Below are 15,052 nucleotides of genomic sequence, written 5' to 3' on the forward strand. Positions count from 1 at the left end.
CTCATTGCCTGAGCTAACTTAACGGCAGGAAGCAATCCTTATCATAAAAGTAAGAGGAAACGTCGGCGATGAAATTAGTCAGTGCGGTGATCAAACCGTTTAAATTAGATGATGTCCGTGCCGCATTGTCAGAGATTGGAGTGCAGGGTGTGACGGTAACCGAAGTCAAAGGCTTTGGTCGTCAGAAGGGGCATACCGAGTTATACCGAGGCGCGGAATACGTCGTAGACTTTTTACCGAAGGTAAAATTAGAGATCGCTGTTGCAGACAGCTTGCTAGAAAAAGTGATCGATACCGTTACTAAAGCGGCGAATACCGGCAAAATCGGCGATGGCAAAATCTTTGTTACCTCGCTTGAGCAGGTTATTCGAATCCGTACCGGTGAAACCGGCGAAGATGCTATTTAGCAGCGGAAAAAGGATGTAAATGAGGGCGGCTTTTGCCGCCCTTTTTATTTGCGCGAGTTTTTGTCATTAGCTCGAAAAGTGATGAAGATATTTGGGCCTAATAACTAAATAGCCTAATCCAGCACTTGTCAGAAAGCCTTGTATACAAGTATAAATCGCCTCGTAAACGCGGGATTCTTTTTTCCGGGAGGACGTTTTATGGGATCGCGTAATCGTAGTGAAGAAACTCAAACTTCAAGCCCTCAGCGCTACGCATCAGCACAGACAGTGCATGATCGTATGCGCGAGCAACTCGCAAAAGATGTAGAGGCTTTTCTTGCCCATGGCGGTGAGATTAAGCATCTAGATCCACATATGCGCAGTAATCTAAGCGATATCGACACCGAATCAGATAGCTACTGATCAGCGTTGCGATATTCCTGAGCAGCTAGCCTTGCACTAGCTGCTCTATCTTTATTGGTAGCTCCCTCCAATCATTAAACCGCTCATCGGCGAGTGCGTCAGGCTCCGGTGAATCAGCTTTTAGACACGCTTGAATAGTTAAAAGCCCAACAGCGTTAGCGCCGCGAATGTCGTCAATGGCATGATCCCCAATATGAATTGCTTCCTCGGGTTTGCACCCCGCAATTTCTAGCGCTTTTAAAAACAGCGCTGGCTCAGGTTTGGCGGCATTTACATGCTCCGCTTGATAATTCGCGTGGAAATATTGGCCAACAGGCTGTTGGCTAAGATCCGCATTGCCATTAGTCAGGCTAATGAGCGTATAGGTTTTACTGAGTTGGCGGATCACCTCCTCACAGTGTGGAAACAGCGTGACCTGTTGGCGCGCGGCAATGAATTGCGCAAAGGCCTCTTGGGCGATGACAGTGCTTTGCGTTTTATACCCGCAAAGTGTTAAAGCGTCGCTGAGACTGGCAATGCGCCACTGTGAAATTTGATGTGCAAATGTGGGGTGACGTTTAAGGAAGTCTAAGCGGTGAGCACGCAGAGCTTCTGGGCTAAAGCGTTCCACCAGTGCCGGTGCAGCGCTTGTTAAATAGGTGTAAAAAACCTGCTCAGCGCGCTGGATTACCGGCTTGCTAAGCCACAGGGTGTCGTCTAAATCAAAACACAACAGTTTAATTTTCTTCATGAATAGGCTTCGTAAGGGCTGCGGCTCGGTGCAGGCATTGATGTTGTGGGCATCGTTTGGTCGACGCAGTATAGGTTTTTATTCGAGGGCAAGGCAAAAGAGGCCGATAAATTAACCGCTGTTTAATGATGTTAGATTATGAAATGTGGTAAAACAGTATGTGTTCACTAATAACAATATTCATATATACGCTAGAGACTTAAGTTATGGCACAAACCGCACTGCAGCCGGTAAAAAAATCGCCACCTTGGTGGCGAACCCTGCCGGATGACTTTTACTGCCAGTCTGATGGCACCGAGCTAGACAGTGAGTACCCACTGCAGGTTTACGGCACCGCAGTGATGGACAGAATCATGCGCACAGGTTTGTCGCTGATGATTTCTGGAACTTTATTGCCACAACTGCTAAAGGGCAATGGTTTGGCCCGCGAGCGCAAATGGATGGATTTTTATGCCAATCTGGCAGAACAGCGTGACGTTGAACAGGTGTTCATAGCCCCGCCCGCAGTCGACATTACCGAACATAAAATAGGCGCGTTTGGCTATAAGCCGAAAGATATACCAGCCGTCGAGCTGCAATTCGAAAGTCCATTCACGCCACTGAATCCAGAGCTTACCGACAGCTACTTAAGCTACAGCCGCAACCGTACCGCCAGAGCGCAATATTGGGCTCACCCAGATGGCCCGCGTCCCACCCTGATTTTTGTCCACGGAGTTGTCGAGAGCTGGTACGGATTTAATAGCCTATTTTTCTCGCTCAGATGGTTTTATGACAATGGCTACGACATCGTGCTCATGACCCAGCCATTTCATGGCGACAGAGCAGAGCGTTGCCATCCATTTAGCGGCTACGGCTTATTTTCTGGCGGGTTCTCGCAGCTCAATGAAGGCATGTTGCAGGCCGTTTCAGACATACGGGTTATCGTAAATCACCTAATACAGCGCGGCGCCCCCCATGTGGGGATTAGCGGTTTGAGTCTGGGCGGCTATATAAGCTCGGTGATGGCGGTAGTAGAACCGCGCTTGGCGTTTTGTATACCCAACTCGCCGCTCGTCGCACCGGTAGACACCATGCGTGGATGGGCACCAACGGGCAGCATGATGGATTTGGTCTGCAAGCGCACTGGACTAAGCCCGCTAGACTTACGGCGGGGGCTAGCCATACACAGCCCCCTCAGTTACCAGCCAAAACTAGACCCTGATCGAGTCATGATTATCGGTGGTGCCGGCGATCGCTTCACGCCACCACGCTTCGTTCGCCTGCTACACGCCCATTGGCCAGAATCACATCTGCACTGGTTTCCCGGCAACCACCTTGTTCATATCGGCCAGCGTGAGTATTTGAAGTTAATGCGGCGGTTTATGGATAGTCATTGTCAGGGGGTTTAAACAGGTCGGAAGTCGGAAGTCTGATGTCGGACGACAAGTCAAAAGCTAAAAACAGGTTGGACGTCGGGCATAACCCGCGTCCGACCTCAGACGTCCGACTCGTTATAGAAATGGCCCTTTCATCAAGCGCGGTAAGGTTCTATTCACAACATCGGCGATATATTCCAAAAATATCGTCCCCATGCTCGATTTAAAGTGCTGAGGATTTTTGCTGGCGATGGCAATAACACCGTCAATGTTGCCGGGCTGAATGGGCATGAGTGCCGCCGAGCCAATATGGTCAGCGTGTTTGCCAAATAGAAAGCTTAGTTCTTCGCCGCGCAGCACGCCGCATACGGATTTTTTGCCGCGCAGTAAATTGCCGATTTGATTCTGTGCTTGCTCAGGACTGACGACCCTTAGCGAGTTGCCGCCAACGCGTTTGGGGTCGGCGAACAGGATCAGGCTGGCGTAATCGATATCTTCAAAATCACTTACCAAATGACGGCAAAGAGTATTACTTAGCTCCTCGGCGCGGCGGGCTTCGATCAGCGATAGGATTAGCGTTTTACTGCGTTCAAAGAGCAAATCGTTGCGTTGGGCATTGTCTAGCATACTGCTGATGCGGTTGCGCATGTCCATATTGCGCTCGCGCAATACTTCTACCTGCCGCTCAAGCAGGCTAACCGCTTTGCCGGTTTTGTGGGTAATTTTAAGTTCGGTCAGCAGGTCTTCGTTATTCAGAAAGAAACCAGGGTGATTGCGAAGATAGCGCGCAACCTCAGTTTCGCTCGGGAGTCCGTCTTTTTTCGGGCTTGCACTGTCCACAGAGAATCCTATATTTGTATCTGGCCTTCAAAAACCGTGGTGGCGGGTCCGGTCATAATAACGGGCTGCCCAGGGCCTTGCCAGTCAATACTTAGGCTGCCGCCGGGTAAGTGTACGGTCACGTTGGCATTGAGCTTGCCCTGCACAATGCCGCTGACAACCGCCGCGCAGGCGCCGGTGCCGCAGGCTAGGGTTTCGCCCACGCCGCGTTCAAAGACCCGCAACTTAATGGTGCTGCGATCAATTATTTGCATAAAGCCCACATTCACCCGCTGGGGAAAGCGGGGGTGAGATTCCGCAATCGGGCCAACGGTTTCTACCGGCGCCGTGTCCACATCGTTCACGGGTAGAACCACGTGGGGATTCCCCATCGACACCGCGCCAACCTGCCATACGCTGCCGTTTACGTCGAGTAGGTATTCATTAGCTTGCTGATCCGCCGTGAAGGGAATGCGTTTTGGGTCGAGAACTGGCTCGCCCATATCGACGCGAACGTGGCGATTTTCCGTCAGCTCTAATTCAATAATGCCGGCCAGGGTTTCAACTTTGATTTTTTGTTTGCCGGTTAGGCGTTTGTCGCGAACAAAGCGCGCAAAGCAGCGTGCGCCATTGCCGCACTGTTCCACTTCGCTGCCTTCGGCATTGTAAATCCGATAGCAGAAATCGACGTCGGGCTGACTGGGAATTTCAACCGCCAGAACTTGATCGCAGCCAATGCCAAAATTCCTATCGGCAATTTTGCGAATATGGTGCGGCTTGAGTTTGAAGCGCTGGGTGATCAGGTCGATAACGACAAAATCATTTCCCAAGCCATGCATTTTGGTAAAGCGTAACTGCATCGTAAAACCCTGTATTGCGCCTCACCGATGGCGCTGGTAATCGATGCTGGCGCGGTGCCGTTAAATGAGTGCGTAAAATAAAGCGCCAAGCAATGGGCTTAGCGCTATCGTTCGCCTCAGGGCAACACAGTTTCGCCACGCATCAGGTCGGTGACAGTTTCGCGGGCGCGAATGAGGTGATAGTTGTCGCCATCCACCATGACTTCTGCCGCACGTCCTCGGCTATTGTAATTGGAACTCATGGTAAATCCATAGGCACCGCTCGACGCCAAGGCGAGTAAATCACCTTCCTCTATACAAAGTTCGCGATCTTTTGCCAAAAAGTCGCCGGTTTCACACACTGGGCCAACAAAGTCATAGCTGCGGAGAAGACCGTCTTGGCGGGGTTGTACGGCCAATAAATCCATCCACGCGGAATACAGCGATGGTCGAATCATGTCGTTCATGGCGGCGTCGATAATCGCAAAATTTTTGTGCTCATTGAGTTTTAAATACTCAACTCGCGTTAACAGAACACCAGCATTGGCGGCAATCGAACGGCCGGGCTCAAACATCAGGGTGACTTTACGGTCGCCCAATTTCTCTCTGATAGCGCGAATATAATCGCCGGTTACCGGCGCGGTTTCGTCGCGGTAGCGCACGCCCAAGCCGCCACCAAGGTCGAGATGAGAGATAGTAATGCCCATGCCCGCGAGCACATCCACCAATGCTAAAACGCGATCAAGGGCATCTAAAAAGGGGCTGGTGTCGATGAGCTGGGAGCCAATATGACAATCGACGCCTTTGACTTGCAGATTAGGCAGCGACGCGGCGCGACGGTAAACCTCCGGCGCGCGCTCAATGTCGATGCCAAATTTATTGTCGCGCAGGCCGGTAGAAATATATGGGTGGGTCTTGGCGTCAACATCTGGATTCACCCGCACTGAAACTGGCGCAGTTACATTCATGGCTGCGGCAACACCGTTCAGGCGCTCTAATTCAGCCTCGGACTCAACATTAAAGCAGTGAATACCCACTTCCAAGGCGCGCTGCATTTCTGCGGCGGTTTTGCCCACACCAGAAAACACAATGCGCTCGGGCTTGCCGCCCGCCGCTAACACACGTTCCAGTTCGCCAACAGACACAATGTCAAAGCCGGCACCGAGCCGCGCCAAAACATTTAACACGGCGATATTGGAATTTGCTTTTACGGCGTAGCAAACCAAATGATCCTGTCCCGCTAAAGCCTCGGTGTATTCGCTAAAGCGTTGCTCAAGATAGGCCCGCGAGTAGACATAGCAGGGGCTGCCAAACTCCGCAGCAATTTTGCTAAGTGGCACAGACTCGGCGTGAAGCTCGCCGTTTAGGTAATGAAAAGGAGACATATAAGCTTACTCTGCAGACGGTGTGGTCGCGTTATTGGGGCTTTTGGGAGATATGGTGGTGCTTGCCGGCGACTCTACAGGCGCGCTTTCCTCGGTATCAATATTGTCATTAGCAAGCACAAGTGGGCCGGTTTGCCCGCAGGCACCGAGTAAAACTGCGCCGCAAATTGCTGCAATGCGAATGCCGACCATAATCATGCCCCAAAATGAACTAAGGCGCGCATTATACCTAGCTCCCGCAACAAGCCCAATGGCTGTCGACGAGCTGCAGAGAATCGCCAAGCTTAGTATACTGCCGGCCAACACGCTCGCTAACGGACGCCACTATGAACGACGTTGAATTCAACGACAATATCGATGACTTGTTTGCCACCATTGAAGACGCCGTAGACGAGCTCGATGCCGACGTGGACTGCGAAATTAGCGGCGGGGTGCTCACACTGCAATGCCCAGACGGCAGCGCATTAATTTTCAGTCGCCAAACCGCAACAAGAGAGTTGTGGCTGGCAGCGCGCTCAGGTGGTTTTCACTACGTTTGGCAAAACGACGAATGGTATTGCGCCCGCACAGAACAAACGCTGGCCGATATGCTGACTGAGATCAGCCGCGAGCAAATAGGCGAAGCTTTGCAGCTGAACTAAGGTTCACCGCGCTAATATGTGCCTAAAGTTGTTAAGCTTTTAATTGCATATTTTGATTAACCAAAATTATTTGATTCTTTCTCCAGCCTTACTATAAACAGCGTGCCTTTCTCGCTTACCAACAGCGACAACAGACACCACAACTTCCGCATCTCGTACTTGATAAACCAAGCGGTAACCGGCCGCACGTAGCTTTATTTTGTAAGCGTCTTTCATGGAGTGTAGGCGGGCTGATTCTATTCGCGGATTTTCCAGCCTTTCTAGCAGGCGCTGACGAAACTGGTCGCGTATGGGGGGAGCTAACTTGCGCCACTCCTTCAATGCCTGCTGCCGAAATTTGAGCTTATAGATCACTTATGGCGACCTCGACTTCTGGGTCGTTTTCACGCTCAAGCACCAGTGCGGCTAACTCCAAGTCCTCTAGTCGATCCATCATTGCTTCATACGCTGCAACGGGAACGCAGTAAAAAGCGGGCTGATTACGGTTTAAAACCGCAACAGGGAAGCCCTCTGTACCATTCACAACGGCCATTGGATTTTTTTTCAGTTCGGTAATGCTTATAGTGCATTCGGTGAGAATTGACGTAATCATAAATATTCAACCTGTAAGAAATACTTTAAAAAGTGTATATATTAGACCTATTAAAGCACCTTTAGTCGCACCTTTAAAGGATTTAACCGCGTTGACTGGAGTGCGCTCTATCAGTACTGAGGGTTATTGCTTAACTACTTTATTGTTTTGCTGCTAATACAGAGGTGTTCAATATTTCTTCAATATGCTGTTTGTAGCGCATATACACGCAGCTTTGCTGTGGCGGCATAACACTTAAATTAATGCGGCTAAGCTGATAATGCTGGGGGCGTTCGTTCAATAATTGAAGCTGCTCCGCAAGCTCGTCGAATAAAAGCTGACCAGATTGTGCGTAGCTAAATAATTGGTCGTTGCAGCGCATATCAAACACCAGCCGCCCAGATTCTTGCGTCTGGGCGATCGCCTCTAAATCAATGCTGGTGTGCGGAAGCTGCTCACTCGTAGGCGGCTCGGTAAAAATGCCTTTTTGTTCACTGGTCCATGTCTCGCCGTCTTGGTGCAATTCATACACATAAAATGAGTGGCTACTTTGCTGTTCTTTTTGGCATTCAAACAAAAAGGCTAGCAGCGGCTGTACAAGGTTTTCTTCCGTGCTAATGGCGCCGCTGCTGTGGTGCAGAGAGCCGCGTTCGTCACGCAAAAATAGGTCTGCTTCGGCTTCTCTGCGATGGAAAAATACATAGCAATCGGCAGTGTTGGCAGTGTGAATAATAGAGGTAAGCGCGGAGCCTGGTGCGCAGAACCTATCCATCAGAATAGGGCTGTATTCAGTTTGGCCACGGCCTAAACATTGAATCAGTGTGGAGTAGTTGTTGGCTTGGATGCTTTGCAGCTCGTCGTTGCGGGACTGCAAAATATAAAATCCGTCATTTAAGCGAATGAGTAAGCGTTTATTCGCAGGCTCGGTGTAGAAGGCCCGATAGAGCAGCTTGGGTAGATGCTGGGTTCGCTTCAGTAATTTATTGTCAGGATCATTAAAACACAGCATCCGAATAACGGGCGGGTGAGTTCCCCGCGCGGCGGCGACCATTAACTGCTGATAAACCTTAAAGGTATTCAGTACCGTTTCGGCACCGCCGTAGGCAATTGACGACACTTCACCCCAGCTATTAATTACCACAATTTCAATGTGATTAATCGGGTAGTTATCATTGCGATTTGCTAGACCCGCAGTCCCCAGCATATTTAGGGCGTGCTGACCTAGGTTGACATACATCAGCAGGGTTTCGGGCACTTTAGGACGATTAAAAGCCTCGTGTTTTGCCGGATCTGCAGAGTAAGCATGACGCGGTAAATACTGTCGTAAGTGGGTAGCCAAACGCCGCAAATCCGCTTCGTTTACACCCTCTTGCCGGCCATTGAGCCGCAGGCGGGTATAGTCGTTGATCAGGCCGTTGCAATAGCACCAACACAGCAGACCGCTGAGGTGATCGTGTTCTTGCAAAATAGCGTCGGCCTCAAAATCATGACGGGCGCTGGTACTCACCGCCCAGCGACGGTCGCTGCCGTAGCCAGAGGCGTGAAAGAATAATTGCTCCTCCGACAAATCCGGTGCAATACCGGGGTTTAGCCATTCTACCTTGTAGCGTTTGCGTTCAAAGGCGGCGTATAACTTGCGGCCCAACAGCGTCATTTCTTGTGATTTAATCAGCGCCGGACGTTTGCTGCGCTTGGCAAAGTCTTGCAAAAAGCGGTAGCTATTGGTGAGCTCGGCAACCAAAAAACGGTGTTCTTCTCGCACGCGGCGGAGTTTCCAGCGGCTGCGGGTGTCGAGGTTGAGTAGCTGTTCTGGCGGCCATTGCCATTCCTGAATTAATTTTTCTAGCAAGGGGCGACGCCATGTGGTGTTGGCAGCGCCGAGCTGTGACAGGCGAATGCCCACTTTAAAATAAAACGCGCGGCGAACCAGCTCTAGGCGGTCAAACTCCTTGCGATCATTTAGGTAATTTGCCAAACGCTGGTAGACCATGATGTAGGGGTCGAGTGCGTCGGCGTTGGAGTTGCCATCATAAATGGCCTGCTTCAGGCTAACAGCCAGCGGGTAAACTCTGGGAAAATCCCGCGCATAAGCTTCGGTCAGCAGTAGTTTGAGCACCGCTTTATAGGGCGAGTTTATGGCCTTATAAAGCTGCCAAACCCCCGCGCCAATAAACTCCCCAGCGGGAATATTCGACACCCCGCCAAAGTCGATAGACTCATTTGGACCAACAAAGCCTTGGGAGTGGAGTAGGGCGGTGTACTCTTGGTAATTGACCTCTTCTTCCGGCGGCACCAACCACCAAATGGGGTAGCGACCGGCAACCAATAACGCACTGCGATAAAATTCATCTAATAATAAAAAATGCTGACTGGTGCCCGCAGACTCCGCGCTAATGCGGTCGCGGTGACCGCGCCGAAACTGGTCGTTGTTCATCAAGAAAAAATGAATTTCTAAGCCCAGCGATTTGGCCCATTCAGAAATCGCTCCCGCCTTGTGGTAGAGCTTTTCTAAACCGGCTTCATCAATGTTGGCGTGATGGCAAAGCCAAATATCGAGGTCAGAGCTTTCGGCTTGGGCAACGGTGCCGCAGGAACCCATTAAAAATATGCTGTGAATTTGCGGCGGCGCTTGGTCTTCGGGGCGATAGTTCACACTGCGGGCGATATTATTGCGCACCCGATCCAAGGTGAGGGCGTCGGGTTGGTAGCCATCAATACCGCAGGGCGCACTCAAGCTGTTATAGCCGGGCAAAATCGGGTGATTAATATGAATGAGCAGTGGCAATAAATCTAAAAAGATCTGCTGTCTAGGGAGTAGTGCGGTGCGGGTGCGCAATAGCCGTTCGCGATTCAGGTTTAAAAAGCGTTCGCGAATTTGCGCTAATCCGTCGTGGCTAATGCCGCGATCGAATAGAGAATTGTGGGGCTGACTGTGGGGTGACGTATCCGCCATGCATTGTGATCCGCTGTCATTCTGAGTCCACTGTACCGGCAATCACCGCCACTTGTCATGTGCGGTATTACCGCAGTCTCAGGCGGCTAGCGTATTCGCGTGAGCAGCAAATGCCCTTGGCGATCAACGCTGGCCCGCCAGCCTTGCTCCAACCACAAGGTGGAGGTGGCATCGCTAATAAGTGCTGGCCCATCGAGGCACTGCTCGCGGCGTAAGTCGCTGCGTTCATAGCGCGGCACCTCAATTGCGCCCTTGCTGCTGATGACGTTTTGAACATCGACGGCAGCGGCCGGTGGGCCGTCGCTAATATCTGGCAAGTTTAGGGCGAGGGTGTCGGCCCGCAATGCTTGGCGAATATTGATAAGCTGCACCGGCAGTGCCAGCTCGTGACCGTAGAGGTCGCGATGGGCGCGGTGAAATGCCTGCTCAAGCGCCGGTATATCGTCCTGCCACGCTAAGTTAAGCGTGTAAGACTGCCCGACATAGCATAGATCAACACTGGCCTGCGCGGTAATTTGTGAGGCGCTAATTCCTTCGGCTAGCAATTGTTGGCGACCGCTAGCGGCTAAGTCCTGCAAATTCTGGTGCAAAGTGTTCGGGTCTAAATCCGCAAGGCCAATATTAATCGTGCGGGAAAGTTGTCGCTCTCTTGGCGCTAGCAGCATTCCCAGCGCAGAAAACACGCCGGCGTAATTAGGCACAATAATGTCGGAACAGCCCAAGGCTTCGGCTAAAGCGCAAATATGCAAGCCACCCGCTCCGCCAAAACAGCAGAGACTGAAATCGGCGGGGTCGTGGCCTCGCTGCACAGAAATAACCCGCAGCGCGCGTACCATGTGTTCATTGGCCATGTCGATAATACCGGTGGCGGTGGCCTCTGTGCTGATACCTAGTGCGCTGGCGAGTTCGCCTACAGCGCGGTGGGCGGCATCGACATTTAAGGGCATCGCACCGCCTAAACGGGCGGTAGCGGGTAGGCGTCCGAGTACGACATTGGCGTCGGTCACGGTGGGCCGTGTGCCGCCTTTGCTATAACAGGCTGGCCCCGGTTCTGCGCCGGCAGACTCCGGCCCAACACGCAGCATACCGCCCTCGTCTAAATAGGCGATTGAGCCGCCGCCAGCACCTATCGTGTGCATATCTACCATGGGCACCGCCACGGGGTAGGGGCCAATTTTGCCTTCATTGGTCAATTTGATATTGCCGTTAATCAGGGCGACATCGCTAGAGGTGCCGCCCATATCAAAAGTCAATAATTGGGGGCGATGTAAAATCTGGCTAATATGTTTTGCCGCCGCCAAACCGCCAGCGGGGCCAGACAGCAATAAATTAACCGCGCGTTGCGAGGCATTGCTGGCGTCGGTGGTGCCGCCAGAAGATTGCATCACCGCTATGGGGGTGGTCTTTAAGGCGCTCTGTAAATTGCGTAAATAGCTCGCCACCTTTGGCCCCAGCCAAGCGTTTAGCCAAGTGGCCATACCGCGCTCGTATTCCTTGTATTCGGGTAATACTTCAGAGGAGCAAGACACAAAAATATCGGCGGGAATTTGCTTGGCAATGGCTTTTTCAAAGTCGGCGTTGATAAACGAGAATAATAAATTAATCGCCACCGCCTCGGGTTTTAGGCGCTTAATTTCTGCCATCAAGGCATCTAGCTCTGTTTGGCTAAGTCCGTCGATGATATTGCCGTCTGCGCCAATTCGGCCGCTGGTTTCTAAGCAAAGCTCGCGGGGCACCGGCGCGGCTTTAGGCGCGGGTCTAAGCTCGTAAAGGGCGTCGCGGGTTTGGCGGCCAATCGTTAAAATATCAGCAAAGCCACGGTTAGTAATAAAGACCGTTCTCGCGCCTTTGCCTTCCAGCGCGGCATTGGTTGCCACCGTTGAGCCGTGTACGACCAGCAGCCTACCTTGGTCTAGCAAATCCTGCAGGCCCATTTCGCGGATGCCATGCAAAATGGCTAACTCCGGGCGCTCGGGGGTGGACGGGCATTTATAGCTGCGTATGGTTTGATCCTGCAGCAACACAAAATCGGTAAAGGTGCCGCCGGTATCAACACCAAGGTAAGCCTGATCTAGCATAATTCACTCAAATAAAAATCCTGGGCCATTGTCGCCAGTCGCCATGCATTTGTCATCGCTTGGGGCGGTATTCATGACGATAAGGCAAAAGCTGAGATACAATCCAGCGTCTATTTATGAAGCCGAGCCTGCCGTGCCAGAATTACCCGAAGTCGAAACCGTCAAACGCGGCATAGCCCCGCATCTTCTTACAAGGCGGTTTGAAAAAACCATTGTAAGAGATCACCGCCTGCGCTGGCCGGTCGACCCAAACCTAGATGATTTACTGCGCGGCAAAGAGGTTCGCAGCGTTGAGCGCCGAGCAAAATACGTTTTATTGCGCCTAGATACCGGCTATTTGGTGATTCACCTTGGCATGTCGGGGCGGCTTTATTTTGTGAGTGCCAATACCCCCGTTGCCAAACACGACCACCTCGATTTTTTACTCAGCGACGGCCAAGTGCTGCGCTACACCGACCCAAGACGTTTCGGCGCGGTAATATGGATCGCCGGTGACGATGTCTCCAGCCACAAACTCTTTGCCTCGCTGGGGCCAGAGCCACTGACGCCAGAATTCGACGCCGCCTATCTGTTTAAGCGCTCCAGAAAGCGCAAGGTGCCTATAAAGAGCTTTTTAATGGACGCCCATGTCGTCGTTGGGGTGGGGAATATTTACGCCAATGAAGCGCTGTTTATGGCGGGAATCTCACCATTGCGCGAGGCGGGCAGCATCAGCCTCGCCCGTTACACCCGCTTGGTGGCGGCGGTAAAGCAAGTGCTGGAATATGCCATTACACAGGGCGGCACAACCCTAAAGGATTTTGTTGGGGGCGACGGCAAGCCAGGTTATTTCAAGCAAGAACTACAGGTTTATGGTCGCGGTGGCGAACCTTGCTCGACCTGCGAGCGAGTCTTGCAAGAGATCCGCTTAGCGCAGCGCACCACGGTATTTTGCAAGGCCTGCCAAAAGTAATCCGCTTATCAACACTGGCTGAATTTTGAGCGTGAGGTCGGAGTGCATCGACATGCGCTGTTTGGCATATATTTTCCACGAACTGACTTTTTAGCGTGTTAGAATTCCTTCAATTCACAATTTGATGTACGAGAAAAATTGAAATGAAAGTTACGGTCTTTGGTATTGGATATGTTGGCCTAGTGCAGGCGGCGGTATTGGCAGAGGTAGGCCACGATGTTGTCTGTGTTGATGTGAATGCCGAGCGTGTCGAGAATTTAAAAAACGGCATTATTCCAATATACGAGCCGGGCTTAACGCCCCTCGTAAAGAGCAATTACGAAGCTGAACGTTTGCAATTTACCACCGATGCCGAGTTTGGCGTAAAGCACGGCAAAATCCAGTTTATCGCCGTGGGCACCCCGCCAGACGAAGACGGCTCTGCAGATTTGCAATATGTCTTGGCGGTAGCAAAAACCATCGCCACCTATATGGAAAGCCCCAAGATAGTTGTCGATAAATCCACCGTACCGGTGGGCACCGCAGACAAAGTCGCCGAGTGCATTGCCGCCGTATTAAAAACGCGGGGTGTGAGCTTAGATTTTGACGTGGTATCTAACCCAGAATTCCTGAAAGAAGGCGCAGCGGTCGCAGACTGCCAGCGCCCAGACCGTATTGTGATCGGCACCGACAGCGCCGTTGCCGAAAGTAAAATGCGCGAGCTCTACGCACCATTTAACCGCAACCATGAAAAATTGATCGTCATGGACGTGCGCTCGGCGGAATTGACCAAATACGCCGCCAACTGCATGCTGGCAACCAAAATTAGCTTTATGAATGAAATGGCGAATCTGGCAGAAAAACTCGGCGCCGACATCGAAAAAGTGCGGCTGGGCATAGGCTCAGACCCGCGTATTGGCTACCACTTTATCTATCCGGGCTGCGGCTACGGCGGCTCCTGCTTCCCCAAAGACGTGCAAGCCTTGGTAAGAACAGCAGAAAAAGTCGGCTACACCCCAGAACTGCTGCGCTCAGTAGAGGCGGTGAATGGTCGCCAAAAAGAGAAACTATTTAGCCATCTTCAGTCTTATTTTAACGGCGACCTAGCTGGCAAACGCATCGCCCTGTGGGGACTGTCTTTTAAACCGAATACCGACGATATGCGCGACGCATCCAGCCGAGTACTCATGGAAAACCTCTGGGCCGTCGGCGCCATAGTACAGGCATACGACCCCGAAGCCATGAACGAAACCCAACGCATATACGGCACCCGCGCAGACCTAAACCTAATGGGCACCAAAGAATCGGCACTAAACGGCGCAGACGCCCTAGTGGTCTGCACAGAATGGAACGCCTTTAAAGCTCCAGACTTCGACCTAATAAAAGAAACCCTCAACCACGCCGTGATATTCGACGGCCGCAATCTATACGACCCAGCCATACTAGAAGCACAAGGCATCGCCTACTACGGCATAGGCCGTGGCCGAAGCGTAAGAACGTAGGAGCGTAGGAGCGTAGGAGCGTAGGAGCGTAGGAGCGTAGGAGCGTAGGAGCGGGCGCCGACCGCGATTTGCTCGGGCTGGGTATGAGCACAATTCACCTTGCCTGACCGCGATGTGTTTGGTGGGGTATTGTGCGTAATTCATCGGCCTCAGGCGCGGCCTCCTACAAAAACCAACGCACCACGCGTAGGAGCGGGCGCCTGACCGCGATTGGATCGGACCAAGGTATTGCGCGTAATCCTATTGGCTTCGGACATGGTTTTGTGCGTAATTCGATCGGCCTCAGCGCGGCCTCCTACAAAAACCACCATACCATCGTGTAGGAGCGGGCGCTGACCGCGATTGGCTCGGGCCAAGGTGTCGCACGTAATCAATCAACCTTGGACAAGGTTTTGCGCGTAATTCGATCGGCCTCAGCGCGGCCTCCTACAAAAACCAG

At 52.0% G+C, this 15,052-nt stretch carries 15 protein-coding genes; 6 read left to right on the forward strand and 9 right to left on the reverse strand.

Going from position 1 to position 15,052, the window contains the following annotated elements; all coding sequences use genetic code 11:
• The first annotated feature begins 68 nt into the window (after positions 1 to 68).
• Together glnK and C0068_RS14405 are read left to right on the forward strand one after the other, a co-directional pair.
• Entirely contained in the window at positions 69 to 407 is a 339-nt protein-coding gene (glnK, locus tag C0068_RS14400; RefSeq protein ID WP_103685172.1) for a P-II family nitrogen regulator, read from the forward strand.
• A gap of 198 nt (positions 408 to 605) precedes the next feature.
• A complete protein-coding gene (locus C0068_RS14405; RefSeq protein ID WP_103685173.1) occupies positions 606 to 809 on the forward strand; it encodes a hypothetical protein in 204 nt (67 codons plus the stop codon).
• Between the two features lie 25 nt (positions 810 to 834).
• Here C0068_RS14405 and C0068_RS14410 read toward each other — a convergent pair whose 3' ends face one another.
• Positions 835 to 1,539, reverse strand: coding sequence for an HAD family hydrolase (locus tag C0068_RS14410; RefSeq protein WP_103685174.1), 705 nt, complete (start codon positions 1,537 to 1,539; stop codon positions 835 to 837).
• A gap of 206 nt (positions 1,540 to 1,745) precedes the next feature.
• On the opposite strand from C0068_RS14410, the gene C0068_RS14415 reads away from it, so the two are divergent.
• Entirely contained in the window at positions 1,746 to 2,927 is a 1,182-nt protein-coding gene (locus C0068_RS14415) for an alpha/beta hydrolase family protein (RefSeq protein ID WP_103685175.1), read from the forward strand.
• 102 nt (positions 2,928 to 3,029) lie between these two features.
• On the opposite strand, the gene C0068_RS14420 is transcribed toward C0068_RS14415, so the two are convergent.
• The 4 genes from C0068_RS14420 to lptM all read right to left on the reverse strand — a co-directional run bounded on the left by C0068_RS14420 (position 3,030) and on the right by lptM (position 6,129).
• The gene (locus C0068_RS14420) at positions 3,030 to 3,734 is read right to left on the reverse strand and encodes a DUF484 family protein (protein WP_103685176.1); all 705 of its coding nucleotides are present in this window, start codon (positions 3,732 to 3,734) and stop codon (positions 3,030 to 3,032) included.
• Positions 3,735 to 3,742: 8 nt separating this feature from the next.
• A complete protein-coding gene (gene dapF, locus C0068_RS14425) occupies positions 3,743 to 4,573 on the reverse strand; it encodes a diaminopimelate epimerase (RefSeq protein WP_103685177.1) in 831 nt (276 codons plus the stop codon).
• 116 nt (positions 4,574 to 4,689) lie between these two features.
• The gene (gene lysA / locus C0068_RS14430) at positions 4,690 to 5,937 is read right to left on the reverse strand and encodes a diaminopimelate decarboxylase (protein WP_103685178.1); all 1,248 of its coding nucleotides are present in this window, start codon (positions 5,935 to 5,937) and stop codon (positions 4,690 to 4,692) included.
• A gap of 6 nt (positions 5,938 to 5,943) precedes the next feature.
• Positions 5,944 to 6,129: an LPS translocon maturation chaperone LptM gene (gene lptM / locus C0068_RS19480; RefSeq protein WP_146047906.1), complete on the reverse strand. Its 186-nt coding sequence runs from the start codon at positions 6,127 to 6,129 to the stop codon at positions 5,944 to 5,946.
• A 134-nt stretch (positions 6,130 to 6,263) separates the two neighbouring features.
• Here lptM and cyaY point away from each other — a divergent pair, with 134 nt between their 5' ends.
• Positions 6,264 to 6,578: an iron donor protein CyaY gene (gene cyaY, locus C0068_RS14440; protein WP_103685180.1), complete on the forward strand. Its 315-nt coding sequence runs from the start codon at positions 6,264 to 6,266 to the stop codon at positions 6,576 to 6,578.
• A gap of 66 nt (positions 6,579 to 6,644) precedes the next feature.
• Here the strand turns inward: cyaY and C0068_RS14445 are convergent, their stop codons facing one another.
• The 4 genes from C0068_RS14445 to C0068_RS14460 form a co-directional block, all read right to left on the reverse strand.
• Positions 6,645 to 6,932: a type II toxin-antitoxin system RelE family toxin gene (locus tag C0068_RS14445; protein ID WP_103685181.1), complete on the reverse strand. Its 288-nt coding sequence runs from the start codon at positions 6,930 to 6,932 to the stop codon at positions 6,645 to 6,647.
• Complete coding sequence (locus tag C0068_RS14450) at positions 6,922 to 7,170, reverse strand: type II toxin-antitoxin system Phd/YefM family antitoxin (RefSeq protein ID WP_103685182.1); 249 nt, start codon at positions 7,168 to 7,170, stop codon at positions 6,922 to 6,924. The genes C0068_RS14445 and C0068_RS14450 overlap by 11 nt, the downstream gene beginning before the upstream one ends.
• Positions 7,171 to 7,309: 139 nt before the next feature.
• Positions 7,310 to 10,102 (reverse strand): class I adenylate cyclase, encoded by a 2,793-nt coding sequence (locus C0068_RS14455; protein ID WP_103685183.1) that lies wholly within the window; start codon positions 10,100 to 10,102, stop codon positions 7,310 to 7,312.
• Positions 10,103 to 10,188: 86 nt separating this feature from the next.
• Positions 10,189 to 12,180: a hydantoinase/oxoprolinase family protein gene (locus C0068_RS14460; protein ID WP_103685184.1), complete on the reverse strand. Its 1,992-nt coding sequence runs from the start codon at positions 12,178 to 12,180 to the stop codon at positions 10,189 to 10,191.
• Between the two features lie 133 nt (positions 12,181 to 12,313).
• Between C0068_RS14460 and mutM the strand changes: the two genes are divergently transcribed.
• Positions 12,314 to 13,132, forward strand: a complete 819-nt coding sequence (gene mutM, locus C0068_RS14465; protein WP_103685214.1) for a bifunctional DNA-formamidopyrimidine glycosylase/DNA-(apurinic or apyrimidinic site) lyase — start codon at positions 12,314 to 12,316, stop codon at positions 13,130 to 13,132.
• 143 nt (positions 13,133 to 13,275) lie between these two features.
• Positions 13,276 to 14,613, forward strand: a complete 1,338-nt coding sequence (locus C0068_RS14470; RefSeq protein ID WP_103685185.1) for a UDP-glucose dehydrogenase family protein — start codon at positions 13,276 to 13,278, stop codon at positions 14,611 to 14,613.
• The last annotated feature ends 439 nt before the right edge of the window (positions 14,614 to 15,052 follow it).

This window comes from Zhongshania marina (genome assembly GCF_002915595.1).
Taxonomy (GTDB): domain Bacteria; phylum Pseudomonadota; class Gammaproteobacteria; order Pseudomonadales; family Spongiibacteraceae; genus Spongiibacter; species Spongiibacter marinus_B.